The sequence below is a fragment of the Blautia marasmi genome, assembly GCF_900258535.1.
Taxonomy (GTDB): domain Bacteria; phylum Bacillota; class Clostridia; order Lachnospirales; family Lachnospiraceae; genus Blautia; species Blautia hominis.
The window spans coordinates 2,841,869-2,862,079 of record NZ_OIWX01000001.1 but is presented as its reverse complement, the minus strand read 5'-3'; the positions used below and the strand labels follow the sequence as shown (position 1 = coordinate 2,862,079).

Genomic DNA, 20,211 nt, shown 5'->3' with positions numbered 1-20,211 from the left:
CTGCTCTCTTTATTTTCCGGTGAAATGTATCTCCGAATTTTCTTTTCTCTCTACTTCCTTATCCAGGGTCAGCACAACAATGGTGTCTAGCTCCGGATTTTTTACGCCGCTTAGATCCAGCGAAAACGCTTCATCCTTCTGTTCAAAAGGCACCTGCTCCCCATGGAACAGGGCCGCGGTCTCAATTCTATAGCCCTCAAACGGGATCTGGCTTTTGCTGCACACATCTGTATCCAGTACATGAAAGTATATTTTATTCTCTTTTGATGTGCTCCCGTAAACTCCATCCATCGGCTCAATGGGGCCGCCTCTTGTTCCATAGACAGCCTCCCCGTACTCTGCAAGCCATGCGCCAATCTCCCGCATACGGTTTTTCACCTCATCCGAAAGCTTTCCGTTTCTGTCAGGGCCTACGTTCAAAAGCCAGTTGCCGTCACGGCACACAACGTCCACCAGCATTTTTATCAGCCATTCAAAACTGGAAACCGAGTCATCTGCCATCCAGCCCCAGGAACAGCCGCTGCATACGCACATGTTTTTTTCCCAGGGTACAGGAATGATCTTTCCTGTAATCTCATGAGAACCCTCGTCACAGTAAAAATCGCCTTCGTAACCGGACCGCGGATTCAGCAGAGTTTTGGAATTATATCTGCGCACTAATTTGTTGAGTTTTACCGGCTCCCAGAACCAGGCGCTGGAGGTATCGCTTCCCTTGTGGGCCAGCCAGCCTCCGTCGTACCACATGATATCCACAGGGCCATATTTGCTGCACAGTTCTTCCACCTGCCCGTAGCACTGGTCTTTCATAAGCTGTGCATTCTTTGGCAGTCCCTCCGGATCAAAATATCCGGGGAACCTCCAGTCCATAGGGGAATAATAAAGCCCCACCTTCAGGCCTGCCGCCCTTGCCGCCTCTGTATATTCTTTTACAAAGTCTCTTTTTGCCCCTCTCTCATAGGAAGTAAACCCTTCATAGCTTGCAGGACTGTCCCACAGGGCAAACCCATCATGATGTCTGGTGACCATCACCATATATTTCGCGCCGAAATCCTTTGCCAGCTCTGTCCACTCGGTCATGGAAAAATCCTCTGGAATGAACTCGTCAGCCAGGGCCTCATACTCTTCTTTCGGTATCTGCTCATTAAAGCGCGCCCATTCTCCTCTTCCCAGGATCGAATACAGACCCCAATGTACAAACATGCCCACCTTGGCATCTCTCCACCACTGCAGATCCTCCGGCGCAAGCTTCAGCTCCGGGCATTTGACACCTCCCAGACTTTTCAGGCTGATGCTGCTTTTCAGCATGGATTTCAGTTCCGCTCCCGTCATCTCTCTTGGTAATTTATCTGCCACTTGAAATTCTCTCCTTTTGCTCTTTCTATTCCTCATAAAGCCAGTCCAGGGTTTCCAGTCCCTCACCGGCCAGATTTGCATTTCTCGGCTTCATCACTGTATCCGATGCTATCACGCCTGCTATCAAAAAGGCTCCTGTGCCAAAATAAATCTCATGGGTTCCCTTCTCATAGCGGTAGGCATGTATATTGATGGGCGGGCACGCCTCCGCCTTCATGGCATTTGCATAGACCACCGTCAGGCCTCCCCTGTCATCTGCATGGGTGTTGGTCTCCAGGTCCGGAAGCTGCAGCCACTCCACGCCTTTTGCATTCATATACCCTACCAGCACATAAGAGTCCTGAGGAAGCTCCAGCTTCACCGTAACGCCCTCCTCAATGGCTGCTCCCAGTCCCATGCGCACACCTGTAAGATTGGCAAGCTCCGGTGCCAGATTGATGATCTTGCAGGAGCAGTCAGAAAATACACTCTCTCCCTTTTTCAGATCATAAGGCTCACAACTTTCGGATTTCAAAAGCGTATAAGGCGCCGGTTTCAGAGGTTCTGCAGTGACTTCTTTTGCATGATCTGTGGGCAGGATTCCCTGCTGCAGCTCTGCCAGATGTGCTCTGAAATGTTCCAATTCCTTCCGGTATTCCGGCAGGCAGGCTGTCCAGTGCCCGTAGGTCTCTCCATTTGGAAAGGGGATCTTTCTCTGGGGTGTCTGCATACTGTTGGCATAGAGGTAAGTCTCCTGCGTCAGCGCCGCCAGTTTTTTGTACTCCTTTAGGGACTCTGCCATTTTCTGTTCTGCTTTTTCAAGAAACGTGATATCCCCCCTGCAATTTTCATCCATGGTATACTTATACCGCAGGATCTCCATAGCTGCCTCTATCTTTCTGCAGTAGGAAATGGTCATACTGTAGACAGCCTGTGCGTCCGTATAAAGGCGGTTCAGTTCCTCCCTGTCCTCCCCTTCCGCTTTTATCACCGCTTCGCACAGCGCAAGGGCTTTCTTTGCATGGGCGCTGACTTCTTCCACACAGTCATAAGGGGTTTCACCCAGATGCGGTTCCCGGTTCACTTCTTTTTTCATATAGTCATCCGGCTGCTCGCCTTTTCTTGCCACAGATTCCCATAATTCCCGGTTGGGCCGGAATCTTGTCACATTGGTAAACTGGCTCATGCTCATGCCCAGGCTGAGTGTCTGGCGGTTTCCCTCCGTAATGCCCACACGGCCCAAAAGCTTTGGCGCACACTGGGCGGCATTTTCCTGTGCTGCCAGAAGTTTTTCTGCTGATTCTCGTGAGATCCCATAGTGCCGTGCAAAAACATTTTCCCAGTATTCCCTCTCCGTGTTTTCCTCCCGGTCCGGATTCCATGCATACCTAAACCATGCGGCAAACCAGATATGATCACGGTCCATCTGCAAAAGGCGAGGTGAAACTTTATCCGGTGTGTACGGCCAGTCCCAGTAAAACAGCGGGTAAAGATGAAGTCCGTTACAGCCATAGCGGTTCTGCCCCGCCTGTACGCATTTCTGGATATAGAGAGGTGCATTGAACTGGAATGGCTCTAAATCCGCCAGAATATGTATATTCATAATATGAGTGGTTCCAAGACCGGAAAGGGACTGGTGTATTTTCTGCCAATTGCCTTTTGGATAGTAGGTTGTAAGGCTTTCCCCGTTATATTTCCACATAGTGTACAGATTGGTATATCTTTTCTTTGCCTCCTCCATAGCCCCAATAGGGTCACAATCATGGCCCCTCAGGATAATGGGCGGTTCCTCCGCAAGTCCCGCTTCCCTTACCCCGTCTTTTACGCCCGGAATAATGGTGTCGATAAACCAGTCCGTCTTATTCTGTGTTCCCCTAAGCGCTTCTCCCAGGCAGACCATAAGGCCGATATGAGGAAAGGATTTGATGAACTCCCGGATAGATTGTCTTGTGTAATCCGCCACCAGGGGACTGATATTGCTCTGAAGCAGTTCCAGTCCGTGAGCACGGGCAAACGGAAGCGGAATGTGGATATTGTAAAACTTCAGCACCACCCAGATCCCTCTTCTGTCACATTCCTTTGTAAGCCAGCCGAAAAGCTCTCTGTTCTGCTGAAACTCCTCCTCTGTCACTTCCAATGCCTCCGGATAGTCCGGCACCTTTACAAGAGAGGAAAACGGATGTCCGCTCCAGATATAGAGGACATTACACCGCATATCCAGCAGCATATCCATGAATTTCGTCCACATTTCCCTGTCATAAAACCAGGGAAAACGCCCCGGTGTGATGGGATATTCATAGGTCAGGCGGGGAGCCTCCACTTTTGTCTTCTGAAGGCCAACGGCCGGACCGCGCAGTTTGAATACCGGTGCATCTCCAAAGGTGATCTCTGCCGGCATCTCCCCCATCCGTTCCACTCTCTCCTTCAGTTCCATACAGCCGTACAGGGCTCCCGTCTCACTTCCTCCGCTGATGACCGTAAGCCGTGCAGGGCAGGACTCTATGTAAAATCCTTCCTCCTCCGGCTCCTTTGTATGAAAGATAAGAATCTCGTTTTCCTCCAGCCATTGAAGAAATCTATCCTCCTTCCTAACCCCTGCATAAAGCTTTTTACCCGGTATATTTCGGTAATCCACAAAATTTTCAGGCATTTTCTCCTCTGCCACCGCATATCCTGCATGTTGGAGTGCTTCTGTGATTCTCTGTATCCCCAGTTCTATTCTGACGCTGCAAGTCTCATTTTTGATTATTGTGATCTGTTCCATAATTCCTCCCAGTCTATAAAAACAGCCCCCTCAGTACCAAATACCTGATATATTTTTGTACTGAAGAGGCTTTTCTCTGCTGCCGCGGTTAGACAAAAGAAAGTATGCTTTGCGAACTTTCTATTGTCATGATCTTATTTTCCGCCCTTAGCGGAGTCTTTGAACTCTTTCTGTATTGCCTTGTAGTCGGCAGAGTCAACGATACCTTTCACAAAAGTTTCCCACTCTGTCTCACCGATCTGCCCCATAACATACTGCGTGCACATGGTATTCACATCGTCTGTCAGCACATTCCACTGATTGTTGTATGTCTCTGACTGCAGGTTCTGGATCTCATTTTTCATTCCTGTGGCCTGCAGGTCATTGGTGACAAATTCCTTCAGTTCTTTTGCTCTCTGAATACTCTCATCAGAAGCTTTTTTTGCGCCGTCTTTCATAAATTTGTCTGTTATCTGGTCCACGTCTGTTTTCAGTAAGATCTGATTCCACGCACCTACATATCCATCCTGTCTGGCCTTTTTATATTTTTCGTCTGTCGTATCCTTTGTTCCGTCATCCAGAAGGGTATAATGTACATCCTGGATACCAAATTTCATCACATCATTATATCCTGGATATTTTTCTTCTGTTGCATTGAACATATCCATGATCTTTTCCAGTTTTTCCTCGGAACAGTCTGCGCTTATAGCGATACAGGAATCAATGTCTGTATAGTTTGGACTTACTGTATACGCCTCCGGTCCTTTCACCGGCTTCAGGCACCATGCTTCACATCCCTCCGGTGCGCTCTCATCAAAGTTTTTGTCGCTTACCAGGTCTGCGGACTGGTTCCAGTTATACCAGGTTGCCAGATAGTCAATGGAATTTCCGGCTTTCCACTTGGAAGTATCGCTGTTATTCAATGCAAATTCAGGGTCAATGACGCCCGCATCGTAAAGGTCTTTTACCCAGTTCAGGAAATCAATATATTTCTCATTGAACTGCATATACTGATACTCTCCGTTCTCATCTATAGTCCAGTCCGTTTGTCCCGTAAATGCAGTTGCAAAAGCTTTCAGATGGGTATCCATGAAGTTGTCCCCAAAGTATTCCAGGGCATAGATTTTTTTGCCTTCTCCCTCTGTGGCCGCATTGGACAAGTCGATCAACCATGTCTTCAGCTCGTCCATAGTGGCCGGCTCCTCTTCAAACCCATATTTTTTCATCAGATCCCTGCGCACTTCAATACCGGAATACTGGCCTTTTTCCGTATTGGACCGGGGCATGATATAGATACCTTCATTATATTTTGCCTGGTTCCACATATCCTCGCCCCAGTTTTTCATAACTGCGTTGGTCTCTGCGATCCCGTTTCCGTTGTCAAAAAGGTAGGGTGTCATATCAAGGAAAACGCCTGCATCTATAGCCTGTGTGAAGATTGGATAATAATAAGAACCATTTCCCTCCTTGCTGATCTGCACTACATCCGGAATACTTCCCGCGGCGATCATAGTGTTTACCTTCTGATCGTAATCCTCCCAGTTGATCCACTGGATATCCAGATTCACATCAAAGAGATCTTCCCAGTATTTTTCCATCTCACTGTCCTGGGCCGGTCCATATCCCCAGTCAATTCCCATTACGGAGATAGTCATTCTGCCATTGCTGTCCTTGGAAGATTCCTTTTCCTCTTTCTTTATCCCCGTTCCTTTTTTTGCCGCCGCATCCGCATCATCGGAGCCGCCGCACCCTGCCAGGCAAGACACTGCCATGGCTGCTGCCATTGTGAGGGCTGCATGTTTTTTAAACTTCTTTTTCATTTTGAAAACCTCCTGTAATGATATAATTTTATTTTTTATACTCAGCCTTTTACTGCTCCCACCATCATACCTGACTGAAAATATTTTTGCAGAAACGGGTAGATGACCAGTACGGGCAAAACTACAACAACTACTGCTGCCATTCGCATAACTTCCTGCGGCACAGCATTGGCAACACTGGACTGGACGTCAATCACGTCTGAAATATTGGATGAGAGAACTACTTTCTGTACATACACCTGCAGACTGGATTTTGCCGTGGATGTTATGTACATGATGGAGTTAAAATAGGTATTCCAGTAACCGACAAAAGCGAACAATGTCATGGTTGCCAGCATGGGCTTGGACAGGGGGATTACGATCGTGCCAAAAATCCTAAGCTGTCCGCAGCCGTCTATTTTAGCTGCTTCCTCCAGTTCTATGGGCAATGACTGGAAGAAAGAACGCATAACCATAATGGACCACGCCCCGCAGGCCGCGGGAAGGATGCAGGCCCAATAGCTGTCGATCAGATGCAGGGACTTCATATTCATGAAGTTTGGTACCATACCTGCTGCAAAAAGCATTGTGAACATGACATAGGTATTGATAAATTTTTTACCCGGAATGGGTTTGGAGAGCATATATGCCACACCTGCATTTAAGAATACACTCAGAGGCGTACCCACTGCCGTGATGATCAGTGTGGATTTCAGCGAATTCAAAAATCCTGTCCCTGTAACGATCAGTTCATATGCTGCCATAGACCATTTTTTCGGCCAGAGCGTGAACTCACCTGCCACATAAACGGAGGAGTCTGTAAAGGAAAGCACCACCACATATACAAAGGGAAGTATCATGCTGGCAGCAATAGCCAGGAGGAACACCCACAATATAGCCTGGTATACATTCTCTTTTGCCCTCATACCCAGGTCATTTTTTTTCTTAATTTTTACCACGTTCGACATCTCTGTAAACTCCTTTCCTTCCCTCCATTACATAACCCCTTCATAACCCTTACGGTTGGTGATCCAGTTTGTCAATATGACCAGTGCAGTATTGACAACAGATTTGAAGAGACCAATGGCAGTTGTATAGGAATACTGGGTGCTGCCTGTTGCAATACTATTGTTAAATATGTATACCTCGAATACTTCCAGATGAGATTTGACCATGGGGTTGTTCATCAGGAATACCTGCTCAAAATCCACAGAGATGATGGTTCCCATACGAAGAATCAGCATAACCATAACGGTCGGCATAATACTTGGAAGTGTTATTTTCATCATACACTGAAATTTGTTGGCTCCATCCATTTTGGCTGCTTCATACAGGCTCTGGTCAATCCCCGAGATCGCGGCCAGATATACAATGGAATTCCAACCAATGCTTTTCCACAGAGACTGGACAACAATGATCAGATAGATCCATTTGGTACTGAACAGATATGCGGTAGCCTCATTTCCTCTCATCTCTGCCAGTTTATTCAAAAATCCCTGTTCCGTGGATAACAGGAAAAAGGTAAGGCTGGCTACAATTGCCCAGGAAAGAAAGTGAGGCAGGTATACAGAGGTCTGCACAAATTTCTTAAAGGTCTTATTTCTGACCTCATTCATGATCATTGCCAGAAAGATAGGGACCGGGAACGTCAGCAGACTCAGTCCGCTGATGACCAGCGTATTCTTTAACATATTGTAAAATTTCGGTTCTGCTAACAATGTCTTAAAATGCTTCAGCCCCACCCACGGGCTCCCAAGAATACCTATTTGGGGATTGTAATCCTGAAATGCCATCAAAAGCCCGCGCATGGGCATATAAAACATTAAAAACATAACGATCAGCCCCGGGATTCCCAACACATAAATCCACCTGTATTCCCAAAGCTGTTTTTTCAAAGTTTTCCGGGCAGCGTATCCTTTTCCCCGCTTTGCCACCATAATCCATTCCCTCCTGTTTCCTTTTATTCCGGTTCCTTCCGGTTTCCTTTTCTTTATAACAAGAGTATATCTTCCGCCCCATGGGTTTTATATAGTAGAGATTCAACATTTTTGAACTAATTTCATATAATTCTTTTTGGCATTCTTGACTTTGTGAAATTTATCCGATACCATTAGAACTACAGCGATCATTTTAGTTTTTTTTATGCGACAGATATGCGCAATGGTTCCGTCGTATATGATAGCTTATAATAAATCAAGGAGGGCCTACCCATGTATCAGGCTGTGATCGTAGACGATGAATCTTTTGTGCTGGACGGTATGAGAACCGCCATTGACTGGTCGGGTTTTAACTTTGAACTCTGCTGCTGTACTACCAATCCCTGTGATGCCCTTACCTATCTGGAACACCACTCTGCGGATCTGCTGATCACAGACATATCCATGCCGCAGATGACGGGGATCGAGCTGATCGAACAGGTTCGGAAAATCAATCCTCTCATTTCTATACTGGTACTTTCCGCCTATGATAATTTCGAGTATGTGCGTTCCGCCATGCGCCACGGAGCGGAAAATTATCTGCTGAAGCCTCTGGACCCCGACGAACTGCGGGAATCCATCAGTAATATTGTGGGCCATATCCAGGAGCGGGCTGAGTTGTCAGGAACCTACGGCTCCACCATGCTGACCTTCAGAAGCCTTTTTATTGAGAACTGGGTAAAAGGCATTCTAAGTGAAGATGAGTTTATCACCCGTGCGCAGATGCTTGGCATTAACCTCAACCTGGACAATTATACGGTCATGATCTTTACCGTTTCCGCCTCCTATCCGCAAGGCAAAGAAAAAATGGCCGGGCTGTTTGATTACCTTCTCTCTCTTTTCGTAGGAAATTATATCAGCCATTTTTATTTTGAGACGCCCACACGGCTGGTCTGTATTGTCAGCAGCCCCAATCAAACACACTCCATCGACAGTCTTTTGTCACAAACAGACAATGCGCGGATCATCCTGGACTTTCCGTTTTTTATCTCAACCGGGAATACCGTTGATAATTATGAGGAAGTCAGTGTCAGTTACCGAAATGCGGCCAAATACCTTTTTCTCCAGTACAGCCCCATGCACCGTATCATCTCAAAGGATATGGATCTGTCTATGGTTTCTGTCAGCATCATTGAGCGTGATTATGACACTGTGCCAAAGGATATCTACATGGAACAGTTAAAGGATCTGTTTTCCACGATTCCCTCCTCACGGCGTTCGGCATTTGTACTTGGAACCTTAAACTGGGGTGTGTTTCAGACCTCCGCTGAGATGCAGCCGGAACCGGAGATCATTGAACTTTTGAAAAATATAGTATGTGACTTTTCTGATGAATCCCGTGTTTTTCAGTATCTGCACACATTTATCTGTACCTGTTACGAAATTGTGGATAGAAAGCACAAGGACCAGTCAGCCACATACCCATGCGTGGACGCGGTGATCGCTGCGGTACATGAGTTCTCAGATAAAGATATTTCCCTGAAAACCCTGGCTGCCAGGCTGAATATGCATCCCTCTTACCTGGGAAATATTTTCCGCCAGCAGACCGGATATTATTTCAATGATTATGTAAATGAAGAACGCCTGAAATACGCGGCAGATCTGGTAGAACATACAGATATGAAACTCAAGGAAATTGTAGACCGGGCCGGTTTTTCCAGCCAGACCTATTTTAACCGCCAGTTCAAAAGGAAATACGGCGCAGCCCCCAATGCTTACCGCAGAGAGATGAAGTTGAAAAATTTATAGAACGCAGAGTATATAAAAAGCTATCCTCTATGGTGCTGACCACAGAGGATAGCCGCTAACTATCTCTTCTTAGAGTATGTATTCTTTTTTGTTTTCGGAAATCAGGTATCCTGTAACGTCTTAACCATTCCGGCGATCACCTCCTGGCTTTCCTCCAGCTCTTCCGCAATGACATCAATGGATTTTCCCTTTTTCAATTTTCTTTTTATCAATTCCTCCAATTTTTCCTGCTGACCTTCCTGTCTCCCTTCTTGTATTCCTTCTTGCATTCCCTCCTGTCTTCCCGCTGCATAGGCTTCTTCACGCTGTACTTCCACATCCAGATCATAATCATACTCTGCTATCAGCATATTTACCACCTCACTGCCTTTCTTTTTCAGATAATCAGCCAGTATTCCCGTCTTCATACATTCCTCAATGGCATTTTTGTATGCATCAGGGCTGCCCGTCCGCTGATGTTTCCTTAGGATTTCAACAAATTCACTGTACTCTCTCAGTATCCCGCACCTGTCAAGGATTTCATGACCCTCTTCCGGGTTTATGTTGATAACCTTCACACAGAGATCCAGCATGGGGGATTCATCCTTTTTTGCATATGCATCTGACAAGTGCAGTGTCTTCTCCTTTGCCCAGGGTTCCTTCCCATTGTAAAAAGTATAGAACTCAGGCGTCGGAATCCTTACTATCCTTTTCCTGTAACGGTCACGCACCGGGACGATCTGTTCTAATGCGCGGCCTATATACAGAAGTTCCCTCAGCGGCATGTTTTCATTGATCGTTGACTGGTGCTCTCCAAACACCATCACCTTATCCTCAATGCCAAAAGATATGTCATTGCAAAAGTTCATATAGAGTACATCGTCCACTCTGATCTTCCGGACCTTTGTTCCCTCCGGAAGGGGGTCCTCATGCAGTGCATTGTATAGTGAAATCTCATTTTCCTCTGCGGATTCATCCTCAAAAAACAGATCCACAAACACACTGTTTTTGTATTTCCGGTTCTCTTTTGCTGCCATAAATGCCCTCCTTATACAGGTCATATGACCAAAGGAAGACCTTCTTCTATATCTAAGTATAGAAAAAACCTATAGATTATTCAAGACTTTCCCCTGAAAAATGACCCTTATTTTGTTTTAAATATGGAAATAACGGGGGAATACCCCATTTGACAGCCTTTCGGCCAAAAAGCAGAACTTATGAACAGATAAATCATAAGTGTATTCAGTATACCACAGAAGAGTTCAAAAAACCTCTGTTTCCATGAGAAACAATGGTTTTTTGAATCTGAATATTGAGTTAAAAACTTCCTTTTACATCACACCAGTTCTTTTCCGCATAGTCCATCAGTTCCTCTGCCCATTCCAGCGGCATATCGTTGAAGAACAGATACAGACCTTTGGAGCCGTATTTTTTAACAATGCGGTCTGTATTGCGGATCCAGTCTTTCAGGTCCCCGGTGTACACTTTTACCCAGAGCTGTTTTCCTGCTGCCCTGGCCTTGTCATATATCACATCCCACTCTTCCATAGTTCCGTCCGGGCCATGGTCACCGCTGGTCCATTGAAGGGCATCAATCCCCTCTACTTCCATCAAGGCATCCATGTGTTTGATAGATTCCGGACCATCTAAGTGGTACAGTACATGATCCAGGCTCTTTGTGGCCTGTTTCAGAGAATCCAGCACATAGGTACGGAAATAATCCGGTGACAGAAGTGCCGAAAAATCACACTGCAGCTTCTGGGTCTTTCCGCTTCCGAAAATCTGGAACACCGTGTACGCACTTCCGCCCTCATATTGTGCATATTTATAGAATGCATCATAATACTGCTGATAGCAGTCTGTTACCTGCTGTACTCTCTTTACAATATCATTATCTTCCTCGATCATATCATAAAGCAGATCCATGGAACCTCTCAGGGATGCCAGCACATCCACATTTTCCATTAAATCCGGAATGGCAATAGGAAAATCATCTCCGATCAACTTTTTGCACTCCTCAAAAAGCCAAATATGTTTTTTGAACCATTTATTCTCCGGGTCAAATTTCAATTCCGGATAATCCTCCCACTCTTTTACGCAGGGATGAAACCATACCGTTCTGTCCTGGAACTCGATCTCACTTCCAAGGTATGCCGCAAGAGAACCGGGACCAAAATCCGCATTCAAATTCGGAAAACTCTCTCCCAGAAACTCATGGGTTTCGCAATAATAACGATAACGCCTTACCACGCTTTCCGGGTCCATATATTTTTCTTCCAGACTTTTAGACTTGATCTCCTCCGGTATCTGGAAGGGATAATAACCGGGCTTCACGCCTGTAACGCGCATGAGCGGCCTTCCTGTATTTTCCCCTTTCCAATAATCCTCAAATCTCTGTTTTGTAGCTTCCCAGTCTTTTTTATACCGCATTCCAACTTCCTCCTACTATCCATTTTCAATAAATCGCCGTTTGTTATCCTGTTCTGTCTTCAGGTGCTCCATTGCTATGCATTTATCATATCATGGGCATATCCTGAACGCTTGTCTGATATCCGGCAATCTTTGAACTATATTTGGATTTATCGAAATGTCACGTTCCACTCTCCCTACTGGTCACTGCTCTGCGGTATTCCCCGGGAGACATATCCCGTCCCCTTTTAAATACTCTGTTAAAATATGATACACTATTGAAGCCGCTCATCATGGCAATCTCCGTGATGGTATGGCTGGTGGTGGACAGCAGCATACAGGCCCTGTCTATGCGCAGTTGGTCAATGTATTCAAACATCCGAATGTGGAGCACATTCTTGAAACAAGAACAAAGATAACTCTTGTTCATCATCGCTACTTTCACCAGATCATCCAGTTCGATCTGCTCCAGATAATGCTCGTGAATATAGTCCACCACAGGCTGAAGCCGTGTGAAGATCTGATGCCGGCCTGCCGTCTGCTCCTCCTCACTCTGTATTTCCAGATAAATACGGTACAACTCCGCCATAAAAAGCTGCGTCCAGGATTTTACAAACAGTTCCCACCCTGCTTTTTTATCCCTGTACTCCAGACGGATATGGGAAAATGCCTCCATCAGACACTCATACCCCTGCGTATCTTTTCTGATACAGTTGGTAAAGGATGTGCTTCTGTTGAAAAAAGGCTCCAGAAACTGGTACCCCCGCCTCTGCTCCCACAAAAGAGAGGGGTCAAACACTATGACTTCCAGCACAAGGCTGCCGTCATGCACTGCCATATGGCGTTCCTGATTATTGATGATAAAAATATCTCCCGGGTGTATCTCATATTCTTTCTCTTCTATCAGATAATAGCCGCTTCCCTCTTTTACATGATTGATCTCTAAAAGGTCATGAGAATGCAGATACATCTGCCGGGAATTTGATAAAAACATCCGATAGGGAAATTCCCGTTCAAATACCATTTCATCTTTTACATACTCCATCTGCTTCCCTCCGCTTTTGTGCAAATAAAGCCAGCTTGGCATAGAGATCCTCCAGTATCAACCGGGAATCTATTTTATTGTAAACTCTTATAGGACGGAATCTGCCCGTATGTATATAGTTCATGTCAGCCCCCACTGCAGGAGCCTGTTTCCACTCAAAAGAAAACCTGTCTTCATAAAGGATCAGTCCAATTGCCGGTGAATCTCCCAGCACCCAGGATTCCCCTGTCCTAAACGCACTCTTCCTTGGCTGCTCTGTCATAGCATGTTCCATGAGCTGGTCACAGAGATATTCACCAATCTCCCCGCAGGGTCTTACCCGCAGTTCAAGCTCTGCCAAAGTTACCGGCATCATCTCGTAGACGTTCTTAGGCACCTGCCACACTTCCATATCAGATCCAAACACTACATTTGCTGCATGAATGTCATTGCCCAGATTGAACTCCTCACCGCCGTCGGGATAAAGCCCTCCTCCGATCCAGATAACAGTCAGCCTTTTGGCAATACGTGGTTCCATCAGATAAGCGCTGGCTATATCTGTCAGCGGCCCCAGAAAAACGGCAAACAAAGGCCTGTCATCCCCCTTCATGGCCTCTTCCACGATCAGCCTTGCTCCTTCACTTTCTATAAAAGTCCCCGCATCGGGCAGACCGCAGGGCGCACCATGATACAGGGGCACCTGCCCGTCAAATCCCATCTTCCCTACCAAAGTTTCCAACTCTCTGTAGCTTTTCTCCATACTGTCCCTATCTCTGTCTGTGCCATAATGGGCTGCCACTAAACCTACATTTTCTATTTTGGGGCTGAGAAGCGCCTGTACCACGGCAAAGTCGTCATCCGCTTCATTTTTTGCATCTGTATCTGTGATCAGCCGTACGATTTTCTCCTCGGGCACCTGAAAAACATAATCTGTATATCTCATATTTTATCCTCATCCTTTTTATACTTACAGCCGGTTACCTTATGTCTACTATTTTTTCAGACAAATGTCAATCCTTTTGTTACTGCCATTCACAGCTAATGTTACTATTTACAGCCCTGCAAAAAGCGCAGTTCTGTAAACAGTAACACGCTTCGCGATGCACAGATATGGAGCGATCTGCCCCATATCTGTCCTGCAAACCTCCGGTATCTTGCTGTCTGCCTTTTTTTTTCCTTTTATTGTACCAAAGTATCTGTTCTTTCTCTTGTCAGTGATTTGGGTAAATTTGAACTATATTACAAATCTGTAACATTCGGCCCAAAAATGTAAGGTTAATCGATGGATAACTCCCCTTTCATTGTTTATAATCTGTAACTGAAATACATCAAATACGGAGGAATAAAAATGAATATAATTGCATCACCAGACAAAAAAAGCGTCACTGGATGGGGATTTACTTCCTATTCCCTGAAGGTTTTGGCTCTTTTACTTATGACGCTTGACCATATTTACTATTATCTGGGCGGCGGGATCCTGCCTGTCCCCCATTTTTTCACTCTGCTTGGACGGATTTCCGCACCGCTGTTTCTGTTTGCAATGGCAGAGGGCTTTTCCCATACCCATGACCGGAAAGCTTATCTCAAACGGATGTATATTGCCTCTGTTCTCATGTCTGTGGGCAATGACCTGATCAACTCTTATCTGCCTCATCCCAATGGTGCCATGGTAATTAACGGCATGTTTGCCACTTTGTTTCTTGTAGGGCTTTATATCTGGGCTGTGGAACTTTTGGTCGAAAGTGTAAAGGAAAAAAACCGAAAAAAAACAGGTGCTGCCCTGGCTATGTTCCTGATCCCTGTATTTTCCAGCATTGCAGTCACCCTGTTTCTGGGAAATGCCGCCGGTGTTTCATTTATAGGAAGAATGGCTGTCCGCGTATTAAGCACTCTGATCCCCTCACCAATCTTTGTGGAAGGCTCTGTGTTCTGGGTGGCCCTTGGAATCGGATTTTATTTTCTCAGGGATAAAAAAATTGGTCTTTCCGTCTTCTATGTACTTATGTCCGGGTTCTTCTTTCTCTCTGCAGCAGGCGGGGGAATGACCTATGAAAATCTGTTCATTCTGAATGACCAGTGGTTTATGATCCTTTCCCTTCCCTTTATCCTGCTATATAACGGACAGCGGGGAAGAAGGATGAAATACTTTTTCTACGTGTATTATCCCCTGCACGTATATGTGCTTGTGGTTCTGGCCAGAATCCTTGCATGATCAAAAGGCCGTATCAAAAGGACAGCAAATCGTCACTGTTCCTTTTGATACGGCCTCTTTTTTTAAAATGTAAAAACTTTTTATTTCTTTTTGGACTGAAAAATACATCTTATTTGTTTGCGGGATCAATGTCCGCTGTCTGTTTTCCCTGGTCTGACTCCAAATACGCCGAAGCCTCAGGGTCCTTTATCTGATATACTCTTGACCATTCTTTTGTGGCATCATCTCTCACTACCTCTGACTGGTTCTTATACAAAAACTTCACCAGTTCATAGACATCCACCCAGATTTCATGGTTTCCCTCCCTCTGGGATTCGTCAAAGATAAGCTGCAGTCCAAAATGCAGATGGGTGGTGTCAATGTTGTTCACATTTTCTTTGGCGCTGTATCCGGTACGGCCCATATAACCGATCACATCCCCGGCCTGCACAATGCTGCCCACTTCCAGGGATTTGCAGTAGGGAAAATTCTGCCGCAGGTGAGCATAATAATAATACCGTCTGCCGTCAAAGCTGCTGATACCCAACCGCCAGCCCCCATACTGGTTCCATCCCATGGCAGAAACGTAGCCGGATTCCACCGCAACAATGGGAGTACCTGTCTGCCCCATCATGTCGTGTCCCAGATGTTCCCGCCTGTAGCCATAACTTCTGGCCACACCGAAATCGTCATAGTCGTTATAGGGAAAACTTTTTGCTATAGGGCTGTAGCCTTTCAGACCGTACTTTTTTGTCCAGCTTACTTCCCCCTGGCTCTCCTGACCCTGGGCGCCCTGTCCCTGGTCTTCTGCCTCTATCTGGTATTCTCCCACCAGCCCATCCAGAACTGCACCGTAGGCTTCCCGATAGTAATCAAAAGATTTGATCTCAGCGGACAGTTTTTCCACTGTAGTCTCACCTTTTTGAAGCCTTTCGGCAATCTCATCCATGTCTTTTGCCTTATACTGCTTGAAATCACCGCCGTATCTGGCTCCCAGATAAGCCAGCAGGTCCACCCAGTTAAGATGGCCTTCCTGCCCATATGTATCCACATCGTAGGCACAGGCCTGCCGCATGGCCTCACTTGTCACATGGAAGTCCACCCACTTTATGTAGTCCTTCCCCGTACTGTCGGTGCCGGAATTCCCTCCACTGTCCGTACCGGAATTCCCTCCACTGCCCGTGTCGGAATCCTCCGCACTATCGGTGCCAGAATCCCCTCCGCTGCCCGTGTCGGAATCCTCCGCACTATCGGTGCCAGAATTCCCTCCGCTGCCCGTGCCGGAATCCTCTGCACTTTCTGACGAAGAGTTATTCTCTGCCTGCTCTGCGCCATGTCCGGCGGCAAAGGCACCTTGTGAAACATCTTTCCAGCAAAGCGCGGCTGTCAGGGTCAGCACAATGACCTCTGCCATAAAACCATATTTTTTCCATCTCTGTCTGTTCATGTCCGGCCCCCGGTCACATTCTGTATCAGTTTATGTAACGAATCAAAATCTTAGAACCGGGCTGTGGACCCATATGGCCCTTGTCTGCACACCACTATCCGGGGAAAAGTTTTGGTGATCTCAGGCTTTTTCTCTTGCCTTATCCAGTTTTACATTTCTAAAGTAAAGCGCCATATCAATGGAAATCTCCACAATATTCAGTATGTAGAAGAACCATCCCAAATAGAACAGCCAGTCAAGTGAGGTACCTGCTGCCCCTGCTTCCATCCACAGGATCACTTTACGGGCAATACCGAATACATAACCGATCCAGATAAAAAATTCAAAGAACAGGCTCTTTCCTTTTGCTGTTCTGGAAATCCAGGATTTACGGATTGAGATCGGCCATGATAAGCCGAAGCAGAGTATCATAAGTGCTTCTAATAGGTTTGTCATTATATTTTCTCCATTCCCTCTTTTAATGTGTTATCAAAGACCGCTCCTGTCATTTCAGAAGCGGTCTGTCTCTATAGGCTCGTCTTTGCTGTCTGTTATTCTCTATGTTGTGCCAGATATGCGGCTCTTCCCTCTTCGTACAGGTTCTTTCCCTCGCTGTCAATGATAACGAACAGAGGCATATCCTCCACATATAATTTTCTCAGCGCTTCCGCACCCAGGTCTTCATACGCAATAAGTTCTGCCTTCTTGATACATTTTGCAAGCAGGGCGCCTGCTCCGCCGATGGCTCCGAAATAAACACCGCTGTATTTTTTCATAGCCTCTATCACTTCCGGAAGACGGGCACCTTTTCCAATCATGCCTCTGGCCCCCACAGACATCATAGTGGGCGCATAGGCATCCATACGTCCGCTGGTAGTCGGGCCTGCGGAGCCGATCACCTGACCGGGTTTTGCAGGTGTAGGACCTACATAATATATCGTGGCATCTGCCGGGTCAAAAGGAAGTTCCTCGCCTCTTGCCAGGGCTTCGCACATACGCTTGTGGCCTGCGTCACGTGAGGTATAGATCGTTCCGGTCACATATACGGTATCTCCTGCATGGAGCGTTTTTGCCAGTTCCTCGGTGAGGGGCAGTGTAATATGTTTTTCCATTTAAATCACCTCCGTTTTGTGGCGGGTCACGTGGCAGTTGATATTGATGGCACATGGCATACCTGCAATATGTGTAGGCATGGTTTCAATGTTCAGGCCAATGGCTGTGGTCTTGCCGCCGAATCCCTGGGGACCGATGCCAAGCTTGTTGATCTTGTCCAGCATTTCCACTTCCAGCTCTGCATAGTATGGGTCTTCATTGGAAGAATCAATGGGGCGCATCAGTGCTTTCTTTGCGAGAAGAGCCGCCTTATCAAAAGTACCTCCAATACCCACGCCCACTACCATAGGCGGACATGGGTTCGGGCCTGCGGTCTCGACGGTCTCCAGGATAAAGTCTTTAATCCCCTGAAGTCCTGCGGAAGGCTTGAACATGCGGATCGCACTCATATTCTCACTTCCGAACCCTTTTGGTCCCACTGTGATTTTGATCTGCTCTCCGGGAACGATTTCTGTATAGATCATAGCCGGCGTATTGTCTCCGGTATTGCCTCTGCGTACGGGGTCCTTGACTACGGATTTTCTCAGATACCCCTTGTCATATCCGCGGCGCACGCCTTCATTTACAGCATCGCATAAATTGCCGCCTGAAATATGTACATCCTGTCCGATTTCCAGGAATACACAGGCCATACCGGTATCCTGGCAGATTGGAACATTCTGTTCGTCAGCAATTTCAAAGTTCTCAATAATATTGTCCAGCACACCCTGTGCGATTTCCCAGTCTTCACAGGCCCTGCAGTCTTTAATTGCACATTTTACGTCCTCAGGCAGATGTTCATTGGCCTGAATGCAAAGATTCTCAATGACATCTGTTATCTGGCTTGCCATAATTTCGCGCATATACGTTCACTCTCCTGTCTTACTTGTTATCTTTCATGACGGGCATACTTGGGAAGCAGTAATGGAGATACATCATCGGAAGCAATGCCTGCGTTTTTCAGTTCCTCTGCATATTGTTCAATATGTTCCAGTGTCATGGATCCCAGTTCTGTCTCTTTTGCTTTCGCTGCTGCAGCCTTGCCTGCATTGCGGCCGAATACAATGATATCCAGAAGAGAGTTGCCCATAAGACGGTTTCTTCCGTGGATCCCACCCACTGCCTCGCCTGCTACCAGCAGATTATCAATAGCTTTCGTGTAGCCGTCCCCGCCGATTTCCAGACCACCGTTCTGATAATGGAGTGTAGGATATACAAGAATCGGCTGTTTTCTCATATCAATGTCATAGTTCATGTACATACGAAGCATGGCAGGGATACGTTTTTCAATAGTTCCCTCTCCGCCGATCCTTTCGATCATGGGAGTATCCAGCCATACACCGCTGCCCAGAGGCGTGGCCACACCTTTTCCCCTGTCGCTGCACTCGCGGATAATGGAAGCTGCTGCCACGTCGCGTGTTTCCAGAGGATGCATGAACGCTTCACCGTCAATGTTTACCAGCATAGCTCCCAGAGAGCGAACCTTCTCTGTGACCAGGGCTCCGAAAATCTGTGCCGGGTAAGCAACACCTGTTGGGTGATACTGAATGGTATCCTGGTATAAGAGCGGAGCGCCTGCGCGGTATCCCAGAACCAGTCCGTCTGCGGTTGCCCCGTAGTGGTTGGAAGTTGGGAAATCCTGGTAATGAAGACGTCCTGCACCGCCTGTGGCAATGATGACTGTCTTTGCTTTTGCCACCAGGTAGTCATCTGTCTCCATATTCTGCAGAACAGCACCTGCAACCTGTCCCTTGTCATCCTTGATCAATTCCACTGCGGAAGTAAACTCCACAACAGGGATCTGACGGTTTATAACCTCATCCCGCAGAGTACGCATGATCTCCGCACCGGAGTAGTCCTTGCAGGCATGCATTCTCTTTCTGGAAGTACCGCCTCCGTGGGTGGTAACCATATTTCCCTCTGCGTCCTTGTCAAACATAACGCCCAGCTTGTTCAGCCACTGGATCGCGTCAGGCGCCTCCATGACCAGTCTTTTCAGCAGTTCCGGCCTGGCTGCAAAGTGTCCGCCTCCGAAAGCGTCCAGATAGTGCTGGACCGGAGAGTCATTTTCTTTATCTGCTGCCTGGATACCGCCCTCGGCCATCATGGTGTTTGCATCCCCAATACGCAGTTTTGTGACGATCATAACATTGGCGCCTGCTTCATGAGCTTCAATGGCTGCAGAAGAGCCTGCTCCGCCGCCGCCGATCACCAGCACGTCCACGTCATAATCCACTTTGTTCAGATCTATATCCACATTTAACAGACGGCTGTTGGAGTGGAGTAAATGTCCCAGCTCTGTGGGCGCTTTCTGGCCCTTGTTCGGGCCGATCTTAATCTCAGTAAACCCGTCTTTTTTATAGTCCGGATGATAGGCCTTCAAGAGGGCATCCTTTTCATCAGCAGTCATACGTCTGGGTTCCATGCCCATACGCTCGTCTCTGGTGGCTTCCACCTTTTTAATGGACTCAAGCATTTCTGGTGTAAACAT

Annotated in this window: 16 protein-coding genes; 2 read left to right on the top strand and 14 right to left on the bottom strand. The window is 46.8% G+C overall.

What is annotated here, in order from left to right:
- Positions 1 to 9: 9 nt before the first annotated feature.
- The 5 genes from C6P39_RS12405 to C6P39_RS12385 form a co-directional block, all read right to left on the bottom strand.
- The gene (locus tag C6P39_RS12405) at positions 10 to 1,353 is read right to left on the bottom strand and encodes an alpha-L-fucosidase (RefSeq protein ID WP_104803978.1); all 1,344 of its coding nucleotides are present in this window, start codon (positions 1,351 to 1,353) and stop codon (positions 10 to 12) included.
- A gap of 25 nt (positions 1,354 to 1,378) precedes the next feature.
- Positions 1,379 to 4,096: a hypothetical protein gene (locus C6P39_RS12400; RefSeq protein WP_104803977.1), complete on the bottom strand. Its 2,718-nt coding sequence runs from the start codon at positions 4,094 to 4,096 to the stop codon at positions 1,379 to 1,381.
- A 134-nt stretch (positions 4,097 to 4,230) separates the two neighbouring features.
- The gene (locus tag C6P39_RS12395) at positions 4,231 to 5,895 is read right to left on the bottom strand and encodes a type 2 periplasmic-binding domain-containing protein (RefSeq protein ID WP_104803976.1); all 1,665 of its coding nucleotides are present in this window, start codon (positions 5,893 to 5,895) and stop codon (positions 4,231 to 4,233) included.
- Between the two features lie 41 nt (positions 5,896 to 5,936).
- Positions 5,937 to 6,842 (bottom strand): carbohydrate ABC transporter permease, encoded by a 906-nt coding sequence (locus tag C6P39_RS12390; RefSeq protein ID WP_104803975.1) that lies wholly within the window; start codon positions 6,840 to 6,842, stop codon positions 5,937 to 5,939.
- A gap of 27 nt (positions 6,843 to 6,869) precedes the next feature.
- Positions 6,870 to 7,811 (bottom strand): ABC transporter permease, encoded by a 942-nt coding sequence (locus C6P39_RS12385; RefSeq protein ID WP_095176037.1) that lies wholly within the window; start codon positions 7,809 to 7,811, stop codon positions 6,870 to 6,872.
- Positions 7,812 to 8,084: 273 nt separating this feature from the next.
- Between C6P39_RS12385 and C6P39_RS12380 the strand changes: the two genes are divergently transcribed.
- Positions 8,085 to 9,599 (top strand): response regulator, encoded by a 1,515-nt coding sequence (locus C6P39_RS12380; RefSeq protein ID WP_104803974.1) that lies wholly within the window; start codon positions 8,085 to 8,087, stop codon positions 9,597 to 9,599.
- Between the two features lie 101 nt (positions 9,600 to 9,700).
- Here C6P39_RS12380 and C6P39_RS12375 read toward each other — a convergent pair whose 3' ends face one another.
- From C6P39_RS12375 to C6P39_RS12360, 4 genes are all read right to left on the bottom strand, one after another.
- On the bottom strand, positions 9,701 to 10,615 hold the full coding sequence (locus C6P39_RS12375; protein WP_104803973.1) for an RpnC/YadD family protein: 915 nt from the start codon (positions 10,613 to 10,615) through the stop codon (positions 9,701 to 9,703).
- 280 nt (positions 10,616 to 10,895) lie between these two features.
- Positions 10,896 to 12,008 carry a uroporphyrinogen decarboxylase/cobalamine-independent methonine synthase family protein gene (locus C6P39_RS12370; protein WP_104803972.1) on the bottom strand — a complete coding sequence of 371 codons (1,113 nt, stop codon included), beginning with the start codon at positions 12,006 to 12,008 and terminating at the stop codon, positions 10,896 to 10,898.
- Between the two features lie 160 nt (positions 12,009 to 12,168).
- Positions 12,169 to 13,032 carry a helix-turn-helix transcriptional regulator gene (locus tag C6P39_RS12365; protein ID WP_158661553.1) on the bottom strand — a complete coding sequence of 288 codons (864 nt, stop codon included), beginning with the start codon at positions 13,030 to 13,032 and terminating at the stop codon, positions 12,169 to 12,171.
- Complete coding sequence (locus C6P39_RS12360; protein WP_104803970.1) at positions 13,013 to 13,954, bottom strand: nucleoside hydrolase; 942 nt, start codon at positions 13,952 to 13,954, stop codon at positions 13,013 to 13,015. Before C6P39_RS12360 ends, C6P39_RS12365 begins: the two co-directional genes overlap by 20 nt.
- Before the next feature lie 405 nt (positions 13,955 to 14,359).
- Here C6P39_RS12360 and C6P39_RS12355 point away from each other — a divergent pair, with 405 nt between their 5' ends.
- Complete coding sequence (locus C6P39_RS12355; RefSeq protein WP_104803969.1) at positions 14,360 to 15,223, top strand: TraX family protein; 864 nt, start codon at positions 14,360 to 14,362, stop codon at positions 15,221 to 15,223.
- 109 nt (positions 15,224 to 15,332) lie between these two features.
- Here the strand turns inward: C6P39_RS12355 and C6P39_RS12350 are convergent, their stop codons facing one another.
- From C6P39_RS12350 to C6P39_RS12330, 5 genes are all read right to left on the bottom strand, one after another.
- On the bottom strand, positions 15,333 to 16,649 hold the full coding sequence (locus tag C6P39_RS12350; RefSeq protein ID WP_242987032.1) for a M23 family metallopeptidase: 1,317 nt from the start codon (positions 16,647 to 16,649) through the stop codon (positions 15,333 to 15,335).
- A 120-nt stretch (positions 16,650 to 16,769) separates the two neighbouring features.
- Positions 16,770 to 17,084: a hypothetical protein gene (locus C6P39_RS12345; protein ID WP_018595182.1), complete on the bottom strand. Its 315-nt coding sequence runs from the start codon at positions 17,082 to 17,084 to the stop codon at positions 16,770 to 16,772.
- A 95-nt stretch (positions 17,085 to 17,179) separates the two neighbouring features.
- Entirely contained in the window at positions 17,180 to 17,740 is a 561-nt protein-coding gene (locus C6P39_RS12340) for a Fe-S-containing hydro-lyase (protein ID WP_095176044.1), read from the bottom strand.
- Complete coding sequence (locus C6P39_RS12335; RefSeq protein WP_104803968.1) at positions 17,741 to 18,583, bottom strand: fumarate hydratase; 843 nt, start codon at positions 18,581 to 18,583, stop codon at positions 17,741 to 17,743.
- Positions 18,584 to 18,609: 26 nt separating this feature from the next.
- Positions 18,610 to 20,211, bottom strand: coding sequence for an FAD-dependent oxidoreductase (locus tag C6P39_RS12330; protein ID WP_095176046.1), 1,602 nt, complete (start codon positions 20,209 to 20,211; stop codon positions 18,610 to 18,612).

Coding starts and splice junctions, on each gene's coding strand:
- C6P39_RS12400 (WP_104803977.1), bottom strand. CDS start 4,096: ATGGAACAGATCACAATAATCAAAAATGAGACTTGCAGCGTCAGAATA.
- C6P39_RS12395 (WP_104803976.1), bottom strand. CDS start 5,895: ATGAAAAAGAAGTTTAAAAAACATGCAGCCCTCACAATGGCAGCAGCC.
- C6P39_RS12390 (WP_104803975.1), bottom strand. CDS start 6,842: ATGTCGAACGTGGTAAAAATTAAGAAAAAAAATGACCTGGGTATGAGG.
- C6P39_RS12385 (WP_095176037.1), bottom strand. CDS start 7,811: ATGGTGGCAAAGCGGGGAAAAGGATACGCTGCCCGGAAAACTTTGAAA.
- C6P39_RS12380 (WP_104803974.1), top strand. CDS start 8,085: ATGTATCAGGCTGTGATCGTAGACGATGAATCTTTTGTGCTGGACGGT.
- C6P39_RS12375 (WP_104803973.1), bottom strand. CDS start 10,615: ATGGCAGCAAAAGAGAACCGGAAATACAAAAACAGTGTGTTTGTGGAT.
- C6P39_RS12370 (WP_104803972.1), bottom strand. CDS start 12,008: ATGCGGTATAAAAAAGACTGGGAAGCTACAAAACAGAGATTTGAGGAT.
- C6P39_RS12365 (WP_158661553.1), bottom strand. CDS start 13,032: ATGGAGTATGTAAAAGATGAAATGGTATTTGAACGGGAATTTCCCTAT.
- C6P39_RS12360 (WP_104803970.1), bottom strand. CDS start 13,954: ATGAGATATACAGATTATGTTTTTCAGGTGCCCGAGGAGAAAATCGTA.
- C6P39_RS12355 (WP_104803969.1), top strand. CDS start 14,360: ATGAATATAATTGCATCACCAGACAAAAAAAGCGTCACTGGATGGGGA.
- C6P39_RS12350 (WP_242987032.1), bottom strand. CDS start 16,649: ATGAACAGACAGAGATGGAAAAAATATGGTTTTATGGCAGAGGTCATT.
- C6P39_RS12345 (WP_018595182.1), bottom strand. CDS start 17,084: ATGACAAACCTATTAGAAGCACTTATGATACTCTGCTTCGGCTTATCA.
- C6P39_RS12340 (WP_095176044.1), bottom strand. CDS start 17,740: ATGGAAAAACATATTACACTGCCCCTCACCGAGGAACTGGCAAAAACG.
- C6P39_RS12335 (WP_104803968.1), bottom strand. CDS start 18,583: ATGCGCGAAATTATGGCAAGCCAGATAACAGATGTCATTGAGAATCTT.
- C6P39_RS12330 (WP_095176046.1), bottom strand. CDS start 20,211: ATGTTTACACCAGAAATGCTTGAGTCCATTAAAAAGGTGGAAGCCACC.